This window comes from Streptomyces melanogenes, assembly GCF_014649795.1.
Taxonomy (GTDB): Bacteria; Actinomycetota; Actinomycetes; order Streptomycetales; family Streptomycetaceae; genus Streptomyces; species Streptomyces noboritoensis.
The window spans coordinates 145403-164380 of record NZ_BMTS01000007.1 but is presented as its reverse complement, the minus strand read 5'-3'; the positions used below and the strand labels follow the sequence as shown (position 1 = coordinate 164380).

Sequence of the window (18978 nt, the reverse complement as noted above, 5' to 3'; positions counted from 1 at the left end):
GGCCTTGACCTCTCCGAGAATGTCCTCCGGCACAGAACCCGGCAACCACGACGGGCACGATCCCCGTCACGATGGGCCGGGAAATGCATCGGTCACTGGCCGGGCTCCACTGCAGCCGCCTGGCGGCGCAGACGGCTGTACTCGGCCAGCATGCGGGTGGACTCGGCAGGATCCTCGGACGTCGCCGCGCGGGCCTCGAGGTCGCGCAGGTGGGCTTCCAGGTCGGGGTCACGGGCGATGGCGTACTGGGTCCGCCACAACCGCATGAAGGCCGGGACCGGGGTGAGGTCGAAGGCGTCGCCGATCGCCCGGCGCCAGTGGGCTTCGAAGTCCGGCAGCAGGTGGGGGGCGTGCTCCTGGATGGCCAGGCGCAGCGCCTGGGGGGTGCGTTCGGGCATCGGCGGCACCCGGCGGGGCTCGTCGCCGCCGGGACCGTCGAAGTGCAAGGGCTGAGCGGTCATGACGCAGGCTCCCTCTTCGCGCGGCCGGGCGAACCGCACGGCGCGCAGGCTCTGGACGAAGCCGACGCCACGCGCGCGACGTAGCTGGCGCGTCGTCGGCGCGGCCGGACGTTCAGCGTCATCGCCTCCGAAGCCTGTCGTTGGCTCGCCGAACCGGTCAGCCAACCTGCCTCATCGCCGACCGGCACATCCAAGGCCCGTGTCGCGAGCTCCTATTGAGGTGCCTTTGCCGGAGCCGGGGAACCTGGTTCCTTGACGAGATGGTCGCCCGTGTTGAGCGTTTCCCAGAGGGCCTTCTCGATGCGGGCCTTCTTGGTCGTGCCGTCCTGCAGGCGGACCTCGACGTAGTGGTACAGGTTGGAGCCGTCGGTCATCCCACGGGTTTTGTCGATGACGACGCCGTCCCAGGCGTCTCCTTCGTGCACTTTGCGAGACTTGAACATATCGCCAGGGTAGCCCTCTAGCCTTGATGTCTGGTGCGACCTGGCGCTGTTCGCCAGGCCGTACCACCGGCGCGCAAGCGGCGACCTCGCTGCCCCCGATCGCATGTGCACGTCCGGCACCCCGTGCCAGAGGTGGCACCTCCCTCCGGTGTGACCGGTCAAGGCAGGATCTCGACGTACCCGTCGGTCCCGTGCACGCGGATCCGCTGCCCGTCCCGGATCAGGCGAGTGGCCTGCTCCACGCCCACGACGGCGGGCAGGCCGTACTCCCGGGCGATCACCGCGCCATGGGTCATCAGGCCGCCCACCTCCGTCACCAGGCCCGCGATTCCGACGAACAGCGGTGACCAGCTGGGATCCGTGTAGGCCGTGACCAGGATGTCGCCCGCTTGGAGATCGGCCTCCGCCATGTCGAGGATGACTCGGGCCCGTCCCTCGATGGTTCCCGCGGAAACCGGTAGGCCGACCAGGGCGCCGGTCGGCACGTCGTCGCGCCGGTACGCCCCGGTGAGGGCCTCGCCGTCCGAGGTGAGCACACGGGGCGGTGTGAGCGCGTGGTACGAGCGGAACGCGTCCTTGCGGTCCTGGATCAGCTGGTCATCCACCTGATTCGCACACACGGCCTCGTGGAACTCCTGGAACGTGAGGTAGAAGACGTCCTCCCGCTCAGGAAGCACACCGGCCTGTACGAGGCGTTCGGCCTCCTTCAGCAGGGCCTGCTTGTAGACGAAGTAGCGGCTGATGATGCCGTACTTCGGGTACTCCCGGTACCCGATGAAGGTGCGGACCCGGTCGATCATCCGCTTGGCCTCGTCGGCCTTCCGGTCCCCGTCCGGCAGGGCACGCAAGCGTGACAGCACGTCCTGTTCCTTCTGCTGCGCCTTCTGGCGGCCTTCCTCGAAACGCCGCTCGGCGGCGCCCTGCTCGAAGTTCCTGACGTTGTCGAGGATCACGGGCACAAGTGTGGTCGGGCGCTCGCGCCAACGCGGCCTCGTGATGTCGATCTCGCCGACGCAGCGCATGCCGTACCGGTCGAGGTAGGCCTCCACGGCGTCGCGCGCTTCGGTGCCGCCCGCGAGCTTCGCCAGTTCCTCCAGGAAGGCCGTGTCTTCGAGGTACTCGACGCCCTGCAGGAACTCCACCACCTCCGGCCGCCGACGGATCACGTCCGCGACGTCCAGCAACGCCAGTCCCATCTCCGACGTGACGTTGCCGGGAGCCGAGAGCGTGAGCGTGTCCGCCGCGTTCTTCTCCCCCAGCCATTCCCCCAGCTTGTCGTTGAGCCACCAGGTGGCCTCCATCCCCGCCATGATCGCCTGCATGCTCAGCGGATCTCTGAGGACCCGCTTGTGCTCCTCGAAGGCCTCCGGCAGGAAGTCGAACAGTGCCGGTCCGGTCTTCGTATGGATGTCGCGCCGCAGGGTCTCGATGGACGTCTGGCTGCGCTCGATCAGCTGGGTGACGATGGCCGGATCGGTCTCGATCGGGGCGGGCGCGCCACTGGTCGGCGGCCCGCCGGGCCCCGCGTCAGGGAGCGACGGGACGAAGTCGTCGCGGTCGAGTACGGTCTCCAGCGCGTCCCGCACCAGCGGATCGCCCCTCCCCATGAGGTCCAGGAGGGCGGCGCGGCTCGCGGGCGAGGCCAGGCGCCGGGTGACGTCGACGAACAGCCGCCCGCCGGCCTCGTGCATCGGCGCCATGGCCGTCAGCTGCCAGATGGAAAGCCCCAGGGGCTTCATGGGGTCGGTCATCATCTGCTGATGGCCGACGGAGACGTAGAGGTGATTCTCCTGGTCGTCGGTCTCGGGGACGGGGAACAGCGTCGTGATCGGCCGGCTCTGAACGATCTGGAAGCCGTCATCGGCCAGGCACCATTCGATGTCCTGAGGACGGCCGAAGTGCGCTTCGATCCGCCGCCCGAGCCGCACGAGCTCCACTGCCTGCACATCCGTCAGCGCCGGCTGCTCCTGCCGCTGCGCGTCGATCGCCACCTCCTCCGTGCCACCGACCGGAAGGGCGTGAACGGCACACTTCTTGGCGGCGATCGCTTTGGCGACGACCTCGCCGTCTCGCACCTTGAACACATCCGGGTTCACCAAGCCGGAGACCAGGGCCTCGCCGAGGCCCCAACCGGCGTCCACCGTGGCGACCTTCCGGTTGCCCGTGACGGGATCGGCCGTGAACAGGATGCCGGCCGCACGCGGGAACACCATCCGCTGCACGACCACGGCCATGTGGACCGCGCGGTCCTCGATGCCGTTCCGCCGACGGTAGGTCACCGCCCGCTCGGTGAACAGCGAGGCCCAGCACCGGCTGACGTGCTGGAGGATCGCCGTCGCTCCCATGACGTTCAGGTACGTGTCCTGCTGACCGGCGAAGGAGGCCGTCGGCAGGTCCTCCGCCGTCGCGCTGGACCGGACGGCGTACGCGGTTTGCTCGCCGAACGGGGTGAGCGCGCCAACGATGGCCGCCGAGAGATCACCCGGGATGGCGATCCCCTCGATGCTCCGGCGGATCTGCGCGCTGAGTGTGCGGATCTCCTCCCGGTCGTCCGGGTTCAAGCGCGACAACTGATCGAGCCGGTCCTCGATCGACGGCACCTGGGCCATGACCCGCCGGAAGGCGTCCGTCGTCACGCAGAAGCCGCCCGGCACGCGAACGCCTTCGATCCCCGACAGACCGCCCAACTGCGCGCCCTTGCCACCCACGACCGCGATCTGCGTCGCGTCGACCTCTTGGAGATCCACCACGTACTGCTCAGTCATTGCGATACCTCCGAGGCGGCGTGTTCCGTTGCACTGCGGTGGCCCATCGAATCACCAACGCCTCCAGATCCGTCGAACTTGCCGAGCACGTCCTCGTCGCCGGTTGCCTTCCCACCGACGGGTCGGCCGACCCACCCCCTCGGCCCGGAGGTCGCGTTGAGGATTTCGGCGATATTCACCAGTCGTTTGGAGGCTGCCGTGCCAGACCCATCCCGGTGTGGTGAGGCGGGGTCATGTTCGCGGCGGATGCACAGTAGACACCGAGGCGGCATTTTCCGGCCGGGTCGTATTCGTGGGTCGAGCATGAGTGAAACACCAATGCGCCGTTGACCTGCTTGGACCATCTACCGCTCTAACGCCCCATCAGTCGCGGCATCCTCACCAAATCCCAAGCCCCGCTGTTCATCAAGTCAAGACCCGACAAAACCCGCTGGAGTAACCCTGACCGAAGGCTCACATAACGACTTCTCGCCACCAGGCGACGGTCTCGCCCTGTACGCTCACTCCCCGGAAAGGTGCTTCGACTCTCGCACCGGATACGCACTCAACTCCCCACATCCTTGCAGGTCAGCGGCGCCTTTCGTGCATCGCAGCATCCGATCAACGGATTCAGCGCAATACCCGAGGAATGAAGGGGAGCAGCAATGGCGCCATCCAGGATTGCATGGGCAAATCGCAGTACCGGAAGTCCGGCACGCGACGCCGCCGTAGTCGCGCAGTATCTGACCTCCGACAACGCGACAAGTTATGCCGCGTCATACGAGGGCTGGCGGCCGGCGGCACGGTACTACCGTTCCCGACTGTACGCGATCGACGAGGCACTTCGCGCCGGACCGCAGGGCCGTCTGCTCGACGTGGGTTGCGGGCCCGGCATGCTGGTGCGGCATCTCCTCGACACCCGCCCCGAGAAATTCCAGATCACCGGATGCGACCAGTCCCCGGCAATGATTGATGCCGCCACCGCTCGCTCGAAAGGCTCCAGCAACGTCGAGTTAACCGTGGCGCGCGTCGAGAAGATGCCTTTTCCCGACAAACACTTCGATGTCGTCGTCGCGATGGGCGTGCTCGAGTACGCCGACGCCGCCGACGGGCTGCGCGAGATAGCGCGCGTGGTGCGGCCGGGCGGGCTGGTCGCGGTGACGATGCTCAACCCGCTCAGCCCGTACCGCCTGGTCGAGTGGTGCCTCTACTGGCCGTTACTGCGTGTGCTCGGCCGCGTCGAGCGACTCCTCGGCACACCGCGGCACGCCGCGGACGTGTCCGGTATCCGAGCGATCCGGTTGGCCCGACTGCGCCGGATGATGCGCGAGACCGGGCTGGCACCGCAGGACGCGGTGCACTACGACGTGACACCCCTGGTGCCGCCACTGGACCGGCTGGCCCGCCGCTGGAGCCGGACGTGGCGCGACCATCCCGAACGGACAGTGAGAAGGGGAGCGCGCCCCTGGCCCGGCACCGCCTACCTGGTGACGGCACGGCGCCAAGCCGACGCGTAGCTGGTGAGCACCCACGGCGGGTGGCGTTCATGGAGCACGTCGCCATGGAGGATTGACATCATTGCACCGGCCGTTCATGTCCTGTGCGCGCTTTTGGACATGCCGCCGAACACCGACGCGATCAAGTCAATCACCCCACCCGCTTCGGGCGCCGTCCAGCGGTACGTCATAGTGCGCGAGCAGCGGGAAGTCGTGGTCGAACTCGGCTCCGTAGAAGCCTCGCCGCAGCTCAATGCCCCTGCCGGGCAAAGGCTGTGCCCGGGACCGGGCAAGCCGCCGGAGCGAGCGATGGCTTCACGTCACCTTCCGGTGCTCACCGGTCGGTTGATCCAGTCTCAAAGGCGAGCACAAATTACACACATCCTCTCTACACAACGGCTGCGATGGTCTAGAGTCCGTGCGTCAGCTGCTCAGGTACGAGGCGACCAATAATGATCTTTAGGTCGGGCGCTGGGGACAGCCAGAAGTCGCGTCCCCGGCACCGGACCAGGGGGGATCAATTCTCGGCTCCCGACAGGGACTTTGGGTGCGGGGAGCACCCGGGGTTTCGACGGGTCCCGTGCACCCAGAGAATCCGGCAGGACCCATGGGTCATGCCGCCGGGGTGGGTTGTTCGCATAGCACTTGGAATAGCCGGGATGTGATGCGCGGGAGGCGGGGGGCTGCCTTCCGAGGGGGAGGAACAGTGTTTGACGAACCCGTCGAACCACTGGTGACCTGGGGGGGCCTGTGCGCCAGGAGGGATTAGTCAGCCCGTATCCACCGGCGCGAAGACGCCTGGAGAACGGGACAATCAGCCAAACCGAGATCGACTGGGAACAGCGGTACCGCCGCGCTGTGATCACCAGCGACACCCTGGCAACCGCTTTCGTGGTGGCGGGGATCGGTATCTTCTTCGGAGCCCGCGACGCGGCCAACTGGCACGAGAAGTGGAGAATTCTCGCCTTCGGCACCGAGTTGCTGGTCCTGGGGGCGCTCGCGGTGAGCCGGGCATGGGCTCCGGCCGTACTCGGCCAGGGCGCCGAGGAATTCCGCAGACTCGGGCGCTCACTGTGCACGGCGGCCGTCGTCCTGTCGCTCGGCGGGATCGCCCTCGCCTCGCGCAACATCAAGCTCTGGATCTTCGTCGCGATCCCCGCGATCGCACTCGTCACCATGACCACGCGCTATCTGCTGCGCCTCTGGCTGCACAAGCAGCGCAAAGACGGACGGTGCCTGCGACCGGTGCTCGCCGCCGGCAGCCCGGACACCGTACGCGACCTGATCACCCGCACCCGCAAGTTCCCGCACCTCGGCTGGCGCATAGACGCGGTGTGCACGACCGACGGTCGCGGGCTCGACACCGACCAGCTGGACGGAGTGCCGGTCGTCGGTCAACTGGGAGACGTCGCCAAGCACGTCCGCCACGACGGCTACCGCGTCGTCGCCGTCACACCGGACCCGCACTGGTCACCGGACCGGCTGCAGCGGCTGGCCTGGAACCTCGAAGGCAGCGACGCCGAGATGGTCGTGGCCCCCGTACTGATGGAGGTGGCCGGCCCGCGACTGCACGTCGACGCGGTGCTCGGGATACCGCTGCTGCGGGTCAGCATGCCGACCTTCACCGGAGGCCGCCGAGCGGTCAAGGGAGTCGTCGACCGGCTCGGCGCTGCCCTCCTGCTGCTGCTGTTCGCACCACTGATGGTGTTCGTGGCTCTGGTCGTGCTGGTGGACAGCCGGGGTGGGGCGTTCTACCGCCAGCGCAGGGTCGGCAAGGACGGCCGCGAGTTCACCATTCTCAAGTTCCGCACCATGGTCGCCCGGGCCGACGAGGCACGTGCCGAGCTGGCCGACCGCAACGAAGGCGCGGGCCTGCTGTTCAAACTCCGCCGGGACCCGCGGGTGACCCGGGTGGGAGCGGTGCTGCGCCGGTACTCGATCGACGAACTCCCACAGCTGTTCAACGTGCTCACCGGATCCATGTCGCTCGTCGGCCCACGGCCTCCGCTGCCGGAGGAGTCCGCCGCGTACGGCCCGGACATCCGGCGGCGTCTCCTCGTCAAGCCCGGGCTCACCGGCCTGTGGCAGATCAGCGGACGCAGCGACCTGCCGTGGGAGGAGGCGGTCCGCCTCGACCTGCGGTACGTCGAGGACTGGTCGCTCGCCCTGGACACCGTCATCTTGTGGAAGACGCTGCGTGCGGTGCTCTACGGACAGGGGGCCTACTGATGCGCGGGAACCACTGTCCGGCCGACGCAGGGACCGCAGGCCGCAAGGGTCTGCGCGGGGGGAGGAACGGGTCATGAGGGTCAGCGTTTTCGGGCTCGGCTACGTGGGCTGCGTGTCGGCCGCGTGCCTGGCCAGCTTGGGGCACGAGGTCATCGGGGTGGACGTCAGCCAGGTGAAGGTCGACCTGGTCAACGACGGCAAGGCCCCGGTGGTCGAGGAGCGGATCGGCGAGCTCACCGCCGAGGTCGTACGCAGCGGTGCGCTGCGCGCCACCGGCGACGTCCGCGAGGCGATCATGGGCAGCGAAGTGTCGCTGATCTGCGTGGGCACACCGTCGGAGCCCAACGGCAGCCTGTGCACCACGTACTTGGAGCGGGTCACCGAGCAGATCGGCGCCGCACTGGCCGAGCGGGGCGGGCGGCACACCGTCGTGTTCCGCAGCACCATGCTCCCGGGCACCTGTCTGAACCTGCTGGTCCCGATCCTGGAGAAGTACGTCGGCGGCACGGCCGGGGTGGACATCGGGGTCGCGGTCAACCCGGAGTTCCTGCGCGAGGGCACGAGCGTGCGGGACTTCTTCGACCCGCCCAAGACCGTCATCGGCGAACTCGACCGAGCCAGCGGCGAAGCGGTGGCGGCGCTGTACGACGGCCTGCCCGGCGAGGTGTTCCGGGTGCCGGTCCCGACGGCCGAGGCGATCAAGTACGCGGACAACGCGTTCCACGGCCTCAAGATCGGCTTCGCCAACGAGCTGGGTGCGGTGTGCCAGGCGCTCGGGGTGGACTCGCACCAGGTGATCGACGTGTTCCTGGCCGACCGCAAGCTGAACATCAGCCCCGCCTATCTGCGGCCCGGCTTCGCCTTCGGAGGCTCCTGCCTGCCCAAGGACCTGCGCAGCCTGGTCCACGCGGCGCAGCGGGCCGACGTCTCGGTGCCCATCCTCTCCCACGTGCTGCCCTCCAACTCCGACCATCTGCAGCGCGCGGTGGACCTGGTCGAGCGCACCGGCAGACGCCGGGTGGGCCTGTTCGGTCTGTCCTTCAAACCCGGCACCGACGACCTGCGCGAGAGCCCGCTCGTCGAGCTGGCGGAGCGGCTCTTCGGCAAGGGATACGACCTGCGGATCTACGACGCCAACGTGAGCCTCTCCCGGCTGATCGGCGCGAACCGCGAGTACATCGAGTCCCGGCTGCCGCACCTCGCGCAGCTGCTCGCGGACTCCGTCGACGAGGTCCTCGAACACGCCGAGGTGTGCCTGGTCGGGACCAGGGATCCGGCCGTCCTGTCGGCGCTGCCCCATGGCGACGGCCCGGTGCTGATCGACCTCATCCACCTTCCCGACGCCGATGCGCGCCGGACCGAACCTGGGTACGTGGGCCTTGCTTGGTAACACATCGTCCGAAGACACCACCGCCGGCGCGCGGCCGGGCCGGCGCGCGCTGATCCTGGTGGAGAACCTGTCGGTGCCGTTCGACCGGCGGGTGTGGCAGGAGTGCACGACGCTGCGCGACGCGGGCTGGGACGTGCACGTCATCTGCCCCCGGGGGGAGAAGCGGGACACGGAGGCGGAGGCGGAGATCGACGAGGTGCGGATCCACCGCTACCCGCTGCGCGCGGCCACCGGAGGTCCGGCCGGGTACCTTCGGGAGTACGGATCGGCGCTGTGGCACACGGCCCGGCTGGCCCGCAAGGTCGGCCCGGTCCACGTGGTCCACGCCTGCAACCCGCCCGACCTGCTGTTCCTGGCGGCGCGGTGGCTCAGGCGGCGTGGCGCGCGGTTCGTCTTCGACCAGCACGACCTGGTGCCCGAGCTGTACCTCTCCCGGTTCGACCGCGGCGAGGACCTGCTCTACCGCGCCGTGTGCGCGCTGGAACGGCGGACCTACCGGGCCGCGGACGTCGTGCTCGCCACGAACGAGAGCTACCGCAACGTCGCGATACGCCGTGGTGGTATACGGCCGGAAGACGTCTTCGTGGTGCGCAGCGCACCCCAGGTCGACCGGTTCCAACCGGTGCCGCCCGAACCGGAGTTGAAGCGCGGCAAGCCCCATCTGCTGTGCTACCTCGGCGTCATGGGCCCGCAGGACGGCGTCGACTACGCCTTGCGCTCTCTCGCCAAGCTGCGCGACGAGTTCGGGCGGGACGACTGGCACGCGGTGTTCGTCGGCGCGGGCGACGCCTACGACGCGATGGTGGAGCTGTCCCGGCAACTGGGCCTCTCCGACCAGGTGCAGTTCACCGGGCGTATTCCGGACGCCGATCTGGTGCGCTACCTCTCCACCGCGGACGTGTGCCTCTCCCCCGACCCGCGCAACCCGCTCAACGACGTGTCGACCATGAACAAGGTCCTGGAGTACATGGCGATGGGCCGGCCGATCGTCTCGTTCGACCTCCGGGAGGCGCGCGTCTCCGCAGGGGACGCCGCCGTATACGCACCGGCCAACGACGAGGCCGAATTCGCCAAGCTCATCGCGCTGCTCCTGGACGATCCGGAGAGACGGGCCCGGATGGGCAAGATCGGCCAGGAGCGGATCAGCGGGCAGCTTTCCTGGCGCAACTCCCAGGAATCGCTGCTCGCCGCCTACGCCGCTGCCTGCGCACAGGTAGGAGGCCGCACCATTGAGCGATGACACGATACGCCTGGTCACCATCGGGCGGATTCTCCGTCGGCGCTGGCGGCTCCTCACCCTCCTCACCGTGGTGGGCGCGCTCCTGGGCTACGGCACCTCCATGCTCAATCCGCCCAGTTACACGGCGTCGGCACCGGTCCTGCTGCCCGGGCAGTGGGAGGAGCGCGAGCTGCTCACCCAGGCACAGATCGCGACGAGTTCGGCGGTGGTCGACCGCACGGCCGCCGCGCTCGGCTGGAAGGGCGTCAAGGGCAACGACCTGCGGGGTCGGGTGAGCGCCAAGGCCGCCGACGGAAACATCATCAAGATCTCCGGCACGGCCGACACCCCGGAGCGCGCCCAGCGGCTCTCCGACCAGCTGGCCAAGGAGTTCGTCACGTTCGCCGCGCGGATCTCGGGCAGCAACGCCGACACCGACGCCGCCACCAACTCCGAGGCACTGCGGCAGAAGGTCGCGGAGGCCAGCCGCCGCATCACCGACCTGTCCAACGCGGCCGACCCGGGCAAGACCGTGGAGAGCGTGCAGGCCCGCACCGAACTGGAGAAGATGCGCACCGCGCTGCAGGACGCCATGAAGAAACTCGACGAGGCCAACCCGACGGCCACCAAGGCCGGCATGGTCGTCATGGGGCCCGCGCCCCGGCCGACCAGCGAGGCACCGCCGACGAGGACGCAGCTCATCGCCGGCGGGGCACTGCTGGCCTTCCTGCTCGCGGTCATCGGCCACCTCACCGCCGCGCGGATGAACCGCCGGCTGCGCACCGAACCGGACATCACCGCGGCCCTGGGCGCAACCCTCCTCGGCACCGTCGACGTACCCGGCGAACGGCCCGCGCACCGGGCGGAAGAGCGCGGCCCGCGGGCCGTGGTCCGCCGGCTCCTCGGCCTCGACACCCGGTGGGACGTACCGGTCCCGCAGATGTCCGGCGACGAGGACAGCAGACGGACCCGCTACCGGCGGGTGTGCGCCCGTCTGCGGGACCAGTTGCCTGCTCCCCGGCGGCTGCTGGTCGTCGTACCGCACGGCGACGCAACCGCCCGGCTGGCGGCCGAACAGCTCGTCGCCGAGGCCGAGCACGGTCCGCTGCTGCGGGTGGTGGGCGTCGAGGTGGCGCAGCCCCTGGTGCCGGACCGCGACACCGAATCCGGTGCCCTGGTCGTGCTCAGCGCGGGCAGCTGGACCGCGGACGAGCTCGCCGGCATCGCCGAGGCGTGCGCGGACGCGGGGCACGAGGTCGTCGGCACCGTCGTCGCCGTCACCGTCCGGACCCGGACGACGCGAACCACCGCTCCGTCTCCGGACGACGCCGCTCCGGAGCCCGCGGTGCACGGCCATTCCTCGGGGGGTTCCGCGTGACGACCAGCAAGACTTCGGAGCCGTCGGCCGCCGCTCCGCTGATCGACCTGCAGCCGCTGGTGGTGGCGGTGCGCAGGCGCCGCCGCCTCTGGGCCACCCTGGCGCTGCTCGGGCTGCTGATCGGCGCGGCGATGTCGGTCGTGATGGTGCCGCCCCCGACCGCGGTGACCAAGCTGCTGGTCGCGCATCAGGAGGACCAGCCCAACGACTCCGGAACACTGATCCGTACCGACGTCCAGCTCCTGGGGACCACGCGGATCGCCGCCAAGGCCCTGCAGTCCCTCAAGTCCCATGACAAGCCGGAAGACTTCATCGCGGACTACCGGGGCACCGGCGTGACCAACAACCTGATGCAGATCGAGGTGAAGGGCGCCAGCGACACGGAGGCCGTGGCCCGGGCCAAGGCGCTGGCCGACGCGTTCATCGCGGACCACGTGCAGCGGATGCAGGAGACCGCGAAGGCCGAGGCCAAGGCCCTGCTCGACCAGCGCGACCGGATGAAGGACGAGCTCGCCCAGGTCAACAAGTCGATCGGGAACCGCCCCCCGACCAGCGACCCGAAGGCGTCGGCGAACAGCGAGTCGCTCTTCGCCCGCCGGGCCGAACTCACCTCGCGCATCTCCGACTTCGACCAGCGCGCCGCGGAGGCGCGCACCGGGGCGCCCAAGGTCATCTCCGGTACGCAGATCGTGGACGCCCCGCGCGCGGTGCCGCACTCCGTGCCCAAGGCCGCCGCCACCAACGCCTTGATCGGGCTCGTCCTCGGGCTCGTCGTCGGGCTGGCGATCTCCGCGGTCACCGCGGTGGTCGCGGACCGCCCCGTGCTGCGCCGGGACATCGCGGCGAACCTGGGCGCCTCGGTCATCGCGGAGCTGCGCCGCACGGCCTTGCGCCCGCGCCGCCCGTGGCAGCGCAAACGGACCCGGGCGGCGCGCGAACGGCTCACCACGAGCCTGGCCCGTACCGTACGCGGCTCCACGGAACCGGTGTCGCTGCTGGAACTGGGCTGCGCGCGCAGCACGAGCGTGATCGCCCTGGACCTCGCCGAGGCACTGGCACCGGACGGGCCCGTGGTGATCATCGACGGTCTGCCCGGCCCGCAGCTGGCCGATCACGGCAACAAGCCGGACGGCCCGACCGTGGTCAGCGGCAAGGACGCCGCCGAGATCGCGCCCACGCAGCGCCGCTTCGGCGTCGGCTCGGTCGCGCCCGGCACGGCGTGGACCGACCTCCAGTACCTCGGTGACCAGACCGTGCTCGTCGTGCGCGCCGGGCACGGCAGCGCCGCCTGGCTGCACACCGTGGCGCGGCAGCTAGCGGACCTGAACATCCCGGTGATCGGCGTGGTGCTGATCGACCCCGATCCGCGTGACCGCACCGACGGCACGCTCTGGGACGGGCTGCACACCGCGCTGCGCGGCCACACCGAGCGGCTGTCCCGGCAGAAGCAGAACGGGACGGGCCAGCGGTGGTCGGAGCGACTGCAGATGTGGGCCACCCGGGTCCCGGACAGCGGCCAGGAGGCGCACTAGAGCATGTGTGGCATAGCAGGCACCTACCAATGGCCGGACGGGAAGGCCGTCACCGACCGGCTCACCGACACCCTCGCCCACCGCGGACCGGACGGGGCGGGCCGGTACAGCCATCGCGCCGGTGACGGCGAGGTCCACCTCGGACACCGCCGACTGGCCATCATCGACCTGTCCGAGACCGGCGCCCAGCCGATGGTCTCTGACGGCCTGTCCCTGACGTACAACGGCGAGCTGTACAACGCCCCCGAACTGCGTGCCGAACTGGAAGCCGCCGGGGTGCGCTTTCGCGGTACCTCCGACACCGAGGTGCTTCTTGAGGCCTGGCGGCGCTGGGGCACGGACTGCCTGCCCAAGCTGCGCGGCATGTTCGCGCTCGGGATCTTCGACGAGCGCACCGGTGAACTGGTGCTCGCCCGCGACCAGTTGGGCATCAAACCGCTGTTCCTGCTCCGGCGCGGTGCGGGCCTGGTGTTCGCCTCCGAGCTCAAGGCGCTCGCCGCCGCCACCGGCGGATCCCTTGAGGTGGACCATGCGGCGCTGGTGGCCTCGCTGCTGTACTACTGGGTGCCGGACTCGCGCTGCGCGTTCCGCGAGGCGGAGAAGCTGCCACCGGGAAGCTGGCTGCGATGCCGGCCCGACGGCCGGGTGGAGCGCGGCGGGTTCTGGAACCTGAAGGACGTCGCCGCCGAGGGCCAGGAGCGGGCCCGCAGCGGCGAGCGGCCGGACGTCGCCGCCATCGTCGAGGAGTCGACCCGGCGCCACCTGCTCTCCGACGTCCCCGTGGCGACCTTCCTCTCCGGCGGGCTCGACTCCAGCTATCTGACCGCGCTCGCGGCCCGCGACCGGCCGGGGATCTCCGCCTATACGATCGGGTTCCGCGCCGAGGACGCCAAGTTCGAGGCGATGCCGGACGACCTGCGCTATGCCCGGCAGGTGGCCGAGCGGTTCGGCGTCGACCTGCACGAGATCGAGATCGCGCCGAACGTGCTCGACCTGCTGCCGCAGATGACGTATCACCTGGACGAGCCGATCGGCGACCCCGCCGCCATCAACACGTACCTGATCTGCCAGGCCGCCCGGGAGGCCGGGGTCAAGGTGATGCTCTCGGGGATGGGCGCCGACGAGCTGTTCGCCGGTTACCGCAAGCACCTGGCCAACCTGATCGCGCTGCGCTACCAGCGCGTCCCGCGGCCCCTGCGGCGCGGCCTGTCCAGGGCCGTGGACCGGCTGCCGGTCGCCACGGCCCGCCGGGGGTACCGGTCGGTGCGGTTCGCCAAGCGGTTCCTCTCCTTCGCCGATCTGCCGGAGGAGACCGCGTTCCGGCGCAGCTACACCATGTACGACCAGGACGAGCTGCTCGCCCTGGTCAACCCGGACCTGGCCGGGACGGTCGACGACGTACTGACCGAGCACGCGGACATCTACGAGGACAACGAGCTCGACGACTTCGTCAACCGCATGTGCCTGGGCGACGCCCGGATGTTCCTGCCGGGCCTGAACCTCGCCTACACGGACCGCTCCAGCATGGCCGCCTCGACCGAGGTGCGGGTGCCGTACGTGGACGTCGAGGTGGTCAAGGCGGCGTTCGCGGTGCCCGGCGACCGCAAGATCGTCGGGCGGCAGGGCAAGGCCGTCCTCAAGGAGGCGGCCACCTCGATCCTGCCCCGGGAGATCGTCTACCGGCCCAAGGGCCTGTTCAGCGCACCGCTGCGGGCCTGGATGAGCCGGGATCTGGCGCCGCTGGTGCGCGAGGTGGTCAACGACGGGGTGCTCGTCAGCTCCGGGTTCCTGCGCCGCGACGCGCTGGCGCGCATGGTCGCCGAGGACGCCGCCGGGCAGCGGGACTTCTCCAAGCATCTGTGGCATGTGCTGACCCTCGAGTACTGGTATCGCGATGCGGCCTCTGGGTCCGGCCAGAGCACTCGGTTAACGGCTTAGGAATTCAGAGGAGTTCGGGTGAAGCAGGTTGTTCAGAACTACAAGAGCGGCGAGCTGGCGGTGCTCGACGTGCCCGTACCGGGGTGCAAGCCGGGCGGTGTGCTCGTCCGCACCGCCTACTCGCTCATTTCCACCGGGACCGAGCTCATGAAGGTGTCCGAGGCCGGCATGTCGATGCTGGGCAAGGCCCGCTCCCGCCCGGACCAGGTGGCCAAGGTCATGCAGAGCGTGGCCACCAACGGCGTGCCCGCCACGTATCGCAAGGTGATGGGCAAGCTCGACTCCTACACACCGCTCGGCTACTCGCTGTGCGGGGTGGTGGAGCAGGTCGGCGCCGGGATCGAGGATGTGAAGGTCGGCGACCTCGTGGCCTGCGCGGGCAACGAGCATGCTTTGCACGCCGAGTTGAACTGGGTGCCGAAGAACCTCTACACCCCGCTGCCGGACGGCCTCGCGCCCCGGCACGCGGCCTTCGGCACCGTCGGGTCGATCGCGATGCAGGGCGTCCGCCAGGGCGAACCGCAGCTCGGCGAGGTGGCCCTGGTCATCGGCCTCGGGCTGATCGGACAGCTGGTGGCACAACTGCTCACCGCCTCGGGAGTGCGGGTCGTCGGGGCCGACCCCGACCCGGCGCGCTGCGAGCTCGCCGAGCGGCTGGGCGCCGCGGCCTGCGGCGATCCCGCCTCCCCGGCCGTGGAATCCGCGGTCGCCGAGCTCACCGGCGGGCACGGTGTGGACCAGGTGTACCTGGCGGCCGGCGGCGGCACCAACCAGCCCGTCGAGCTGGCCGCCCGGCTGAGCCGGGACCGGGGCCGGGTCGTCGATATCGGCAAGTGCCGTCTGGACCTGCCGTGGAACGCGTACTACGAGAAGGAGCTCGACGTCCGCTTCTCGCGCAGCTACGGCCCCGGGCGCTACGACCCGGAGTACGAGCTGGACGGGCGGGACTACCCGATCGGCTATGTGCGCTGGACCGAGCGCCGCAACCTGGCCTGCTTCCTCGACCTCCTGGCCCGCGGCCGCGTCGACGTGGAGCCCTTGGTCTCCCACGTCGCCGCCTTCGACGACGCCGTCGAGACGTACCAGCGCCTCAAGGACGGTGACCTGAAGGCCGTGGCCGTGCTGTTCCGGTACCCCGAACAGGCGGTGGAGGCCGAGGCTCCTGAGGTGGCCGTGCCCCCGGTGAACGTGAAGCGGAATCCGGCCCGGGCCGTCAGGACACCGGTGCGGCTCGCGTTCGTCGGCGCGGGCAACTACGCGACGTCGATGCTGCTGCCGCATCTGACCGGGCGCGACGGCGTCGAGCTGTCGACCGTCGTCACCACGACGGCGCTGTCCGCGGCCAACGCCAAGCGGAAGTTCGGCTTCGCCGAGGCGACCACCGATCTCGACGCCGTGCTCGGCGACAAGTCCATCGACGCGGTGTTCGTGGTCACCCGGCACAGCTCGCACGCCGAACTGACCCGGAAGGCACTCCTGGCCGGCAAGTCGGTGTTCGTGGAGAAGCCGCTGGCCCTCACCGAGGACGAGCTGGCCGGGGTGCTCGCGGCAGTGGAGGAGTCCGGCAACGACCGGCTCCAGGTGGGCTTCAACCGCCGGTTCGCGCCGCTGCTCCAGGAGGCCAGGAAGCGGTTCGGCGCCCGGACCGGTCCGGCGAGCCTGCGCTACCTCGTCAACGCGGGCCGGCTCCAGCACGGCAGCTGGTACCTCCAACAGGGCACCGAGGGCTCGCGGTTCGCGGGCGAGGGCGGACACTTCATCGACACGGCGAGCTGGCTGCTCGATGCCGACCCGGTCTCGGTGTACGCGGTCGCCTCGTCCGGCAACGAGGACCTGCAGGTCGTGCTGCGCTACCTGGACGCCTCCACCGCCACCCTCAGCTACGTCACCACAGGTGCGTCCGGCTTCCCCAAGGAGACGCTGGACCTCGTCGCGGACGGCAAGGTGCTACGGCTCGACGACTTCGTCCGCGCGTCGGTGTACGGCCAGAAGAAGTGGGTCAGTTCGCGGCTGCCCAAGGCCCGGGACAAGGGCCAGAACGCCGAACTGGCCTCGTTCATCAAGGCCGTACGGACCGGCGGGCCGATGCCGGTGCCGCTGGAGTCGCTGGTCGCCACCACGGCGGCCACCCTCGCCGTGCAGGCCAGCCTGGCCGGCGGCGTGCCGGTGACGCTGGCGAGGGCGTGATGACCATGAACGCGGGCTGGTACCTGCGGCGGCTGTCCCGGATGGGGCCGAGCGAGGTCGGCGGCCGGGTCGGCGACGCGGTGCGCAGGCGGCGCTGGCGGTCGGCGCGGCCCGACTGCCCGCGCGTGACCGGCGCCCGGTTCACCGCCGTACTGCCCGGCCAGGCGATCGCCGCGGTGCCACCGGACGCCGCGAAGCGTCTCGTCGCCGAGGCGGACCGGCTGATGGAAGGCCACGCCGAGTTCTTCGGGGTGGCCCGCCACGACCTCGCCGACCCGGACTGGTGGTGCGACCCGAAGACCGGGCGCCGGGCGCCGTGGGGCTACGCCTTCGACGTGCCGTACCGCGACGAGGACGCGGTCGGGGACATCAAGCAGATCTGGGAGCCGTCCCGGCACCAGTACCTCACCGTGCTCGCCGCCGCCTACGCGCTCACCGGGAACGAGCGGTACGCCGAGCGCGTGGCCCAGCACCTGCGCTCGTGGTGGACGGCCAACCCGCCGCTGCGCGGCGTGCACTGGATCAGCGGCATCGAGCTGGGCATCCGGCTGCTGTCCTGGGTGTGGATCCGTCGGCTGCTCGACGGCTGGCCGGGCGCGGCCGACCTGTTCGAGGACAACCCGGTGGCGCGCAACCAGATCTGGCACCACCAGCGCTGGCTGGCCGCCTTCCCCAGCCGGGGGTCCTCGGCGAACAACCACGTCATCGCCGAGGCCGCCGGGCAGTTCGCCGCGGCCTGCGCGTTCGGGTGGTTCCCCTCCTCGGCCAGTTGGCGCGCCGACGCGCTGCGGTCGCTGGAGCGGCACCTGCGGAGCAACACCTTCGTCTCCGGCCTCAACCGCGAGCTGGCCTCCGAGTACCACGGGCTGGTCCTTGAGCTCGGTCTGGCCGCGGTGGCCGAGGCGGACGCCGCCGGCGTGCCGGTCCCCGCGTCCGTCCGGCTGGTGCTGCTGCGGATGACCGACGCGCTCGCGGCCGTCGTGGACAACCGGCTGCGGCCACCGCGCCAGGGCGACGCGGACGACGGCCACGGTCTGGTCGTGGACGGCGCGGGCACCGACCGCTGGGCCTCGCTGCTCGCCACCGGGGACGCCGTGTTCGGCCGGCTCGCCTGGTGGCCGGAGGTGACCGGCACCGATGTGCGCACCCCGCTGCTCGCCGCGCTCATCCGGCCGTACGCCAAGAACGGGACGGTGACCCGCCCTGCGAGCCGCCCGGCCCACTTCGCCGACGCGGGCATGACCATCCTGCGCGCGCCGGAGGAGACAGGAGAGATCTGGTGCCGCTGCGACGGCGGTCCGCACGGCTTCCTGTCCATCGCCGCGCACGCCCACGCCGACGCGCTGTCCGTGGAGGTCCGGCACGACGGCGTCGACGTGCTGGCCGACCCGGGGACGTACTGCTACCACGGTCAGCCCGAGTGGCGGCAGTACTTCCGCTCCACCCTCGGCCACAACACCCTGGAGCTGGACGGCGGTGACCAGTCCGTCTCCGGCGGCCCGTTCCTGTGGACCCGCCATGCCCGCAGCCGCGTCCTGGTCGCGGACACCTCCGACGCGGGTGCGGTCCGGTGGTGTGCCGAGCACGACGGTTACGAGCCGTCCGTGCACCGCCGCCGGGTGGAGCTGATCGCCGCGGCCAAGGAGCTGCGCGTGGTCGACGAGGTGCGCGGCGATCGCCGGGCGGTGCGCCTGGCGTTCCACCTCGGCCCGGCGATCACCGCGGACCTGGTGGACAACCGGGCCGTGCTCACCTGGACCCGGGACGGCGAGGACCGCTCCGCCGAACTCGACCTGCCCGGACAGCTGGTCTGGCGGGCCCATCGCGGCGAGACCAACCCCCCGCTGGGCTGGTACTCGGCGGGCTTCGGGCGCAAGGAACCCACCACCACGCTGGTCGGCACCGGCTTCGCCGACGGCGCACAGGGGTTCACCACCGTGCTCAGGTTCCGCGGCTAGGGG

12 protein-coding genes are annotated in these 18978 nt (G+C 70.3%); 9 read left to right on the top strand and 3 right to left on the bottom strand.

What is annotated here, in order from left to right; genetic code table 11:
- Positions 1-92: 92 nt before the first annotated feature.
- The 3 genes from IE252_RS17360 to rph form a co-directional block, all read right to left on the bottom strand.
- Positions 93-461 (bottom strand): DUF6247 family protein, encoded by a 369-nt coding sequence (locus tag IE252_RS17360; RefSeq protein ID WP_190090330.1) that lies wholly within the window; start codon positions 459-461, stop codon positions 93-95.
- 212 nt (positions 462-673) lie between these two features.
- Entirely contained in the window at positions 674-904 is a 231-nt protein-coding gene (locus IE252_RS17355; RefSeq protein WP_190090329.1) for a DUF7489 domain-containing protein, read from the bottom strand.
- 158 nt (positions 905-1062) lie between these two features.
- Positions 1063-3669 carry a rifamycin-inactivating phosphotransferase gene (gene rph, locus IE252_RS17350; protein WP_190090328.1) on the bottom strand — a complete coding sequence of 869 codons (2607 nt, stop codon included), beginning with the start codon at positions 3667-3669 and terminating at the stop codon, positions 1063-1065.
- A 644-nt stretch (positions 3670-4313) separates the two neighbouring features.
- On the opposite strand from rph, the gene IE252_RS17345 reads away from it, so the two are divergent.
- The 9 genes from IE252_RS17345 (at position 4314) to IE252_RS17305 (ending at position 18975) form a co-directional block, all read left to right on the top strand.
- On the top strand, positions 4314-5165 hold the full coding sequence (locus IE252_RS17345) for a class I SAM-dependent methyltransferase (RefSeq protein WP_190090327.1): 852 nt from the start codon (positions 4314-4316) through the stop codon (positions 5163-5165).
- A 729-nt stretch (positions 5166-5894) separates the two neighbouring features.
- Positions 5895-7373 carry a sugar transferase gene (locus IE252_RS17340; RefSeq protein WP_190090326.1) on the top strand — a complete coding sequence of 493 codons (1479 nt, stop codon included), beginning with the start codon at positions 5895-5897 and terminating at the stop codon, positions 7371-7373.
- A gap of 73 nt (positions 7374-7446) precedes the next feature.
- A complete protein-coding gene (locus IE252_RS17335) occupies positions 7447-8763 on the top strand; it encodes a nucleotide sugar dehydrogenase (RefSeq protein WP_190090325.1) in 1317 nt (438 codons plus the stop codon).
- Positions 8753-10003, top strand: a complete 1251-nt coding sequence (locus IE252_RS17330) for a glycosyltransferase family 4 protein (RefSeq protein WP_190090324.1) — start codon at positions 8753-8755, stop codon at positions 10001-10003. Before IE252_RS17335 ends, IE252_RS17330 begins: the two co-directional genes overlap by 11 nt.
- Positions 9993-11360 carry a Wzz/FepE/Etk N-terminal domain-containing protein gene (locus IE252_RS17325; protein ID WP_190090323.1) on the top strand — a complete coding sequence of 456 codons (1368 nt, stop codon included), beginning with the start codon at positions 9993-9995 and terminating at the stop codon, positions 11358-11360. The genes IE252_RS17330 and IE252_RS17325 overlap by 11 nt, the downstream gene beginning before the upstream one ends.
- Positions 11357-12892: a Wzz/FepE/Etk N-terminal domain-containing protein gene (locus IE252_RS17320; RefSeq protein ID WP_190090322.1), complete on the top strand. Its 1536-nt coding sequence runs from the start codon at positions 11357-11359 to the stop codon at positions 12890-12892. The genes IE252_RS17325 and IE252_RS17320 overlap by 4 nt, the downstream gene beginning before the upstream one ends.
- 3 nt (positions 12893-12895) lie before the next feature.
- Positions 12896-14830, top strand: a complete 1935-nt coding sequence (gene asnB, locus IE252_RS17315) for an asparagine synthase (glutamine-hydrolyzing) (RefSeq protein WP_190090321.1) — start codon at positions 12896-12898, stop codon at positions 14828-14830.
- A gap of 18 nt (positions 14831-14848) precedes the next feature.
- Positions 14849-17017: a bi-domain-containing oxidoreductase gene (locus tag IE252_RS17310; RefSeq protein ID WP_190090320.1), complete on the top strand. Its 2169-nt coding sequence runs from the start codon at positions 14849-14851 to the stop codon at positions 17015-17017.
- A complete protein-coding gene (locus IE252_RS17305) occupies positions 17017-18975 on the top strand; it encodes an alginate lyase family protein (protein WP_190090319.1) in 1959 nt (652 codons plus the stop codon). Before IE252_RS17310 ends, IE252_RS17305 begins: the two co-directional genes overlap by 1 nt.
- Positions 18976-18978 lie beyond the last annotated feature (3 nt).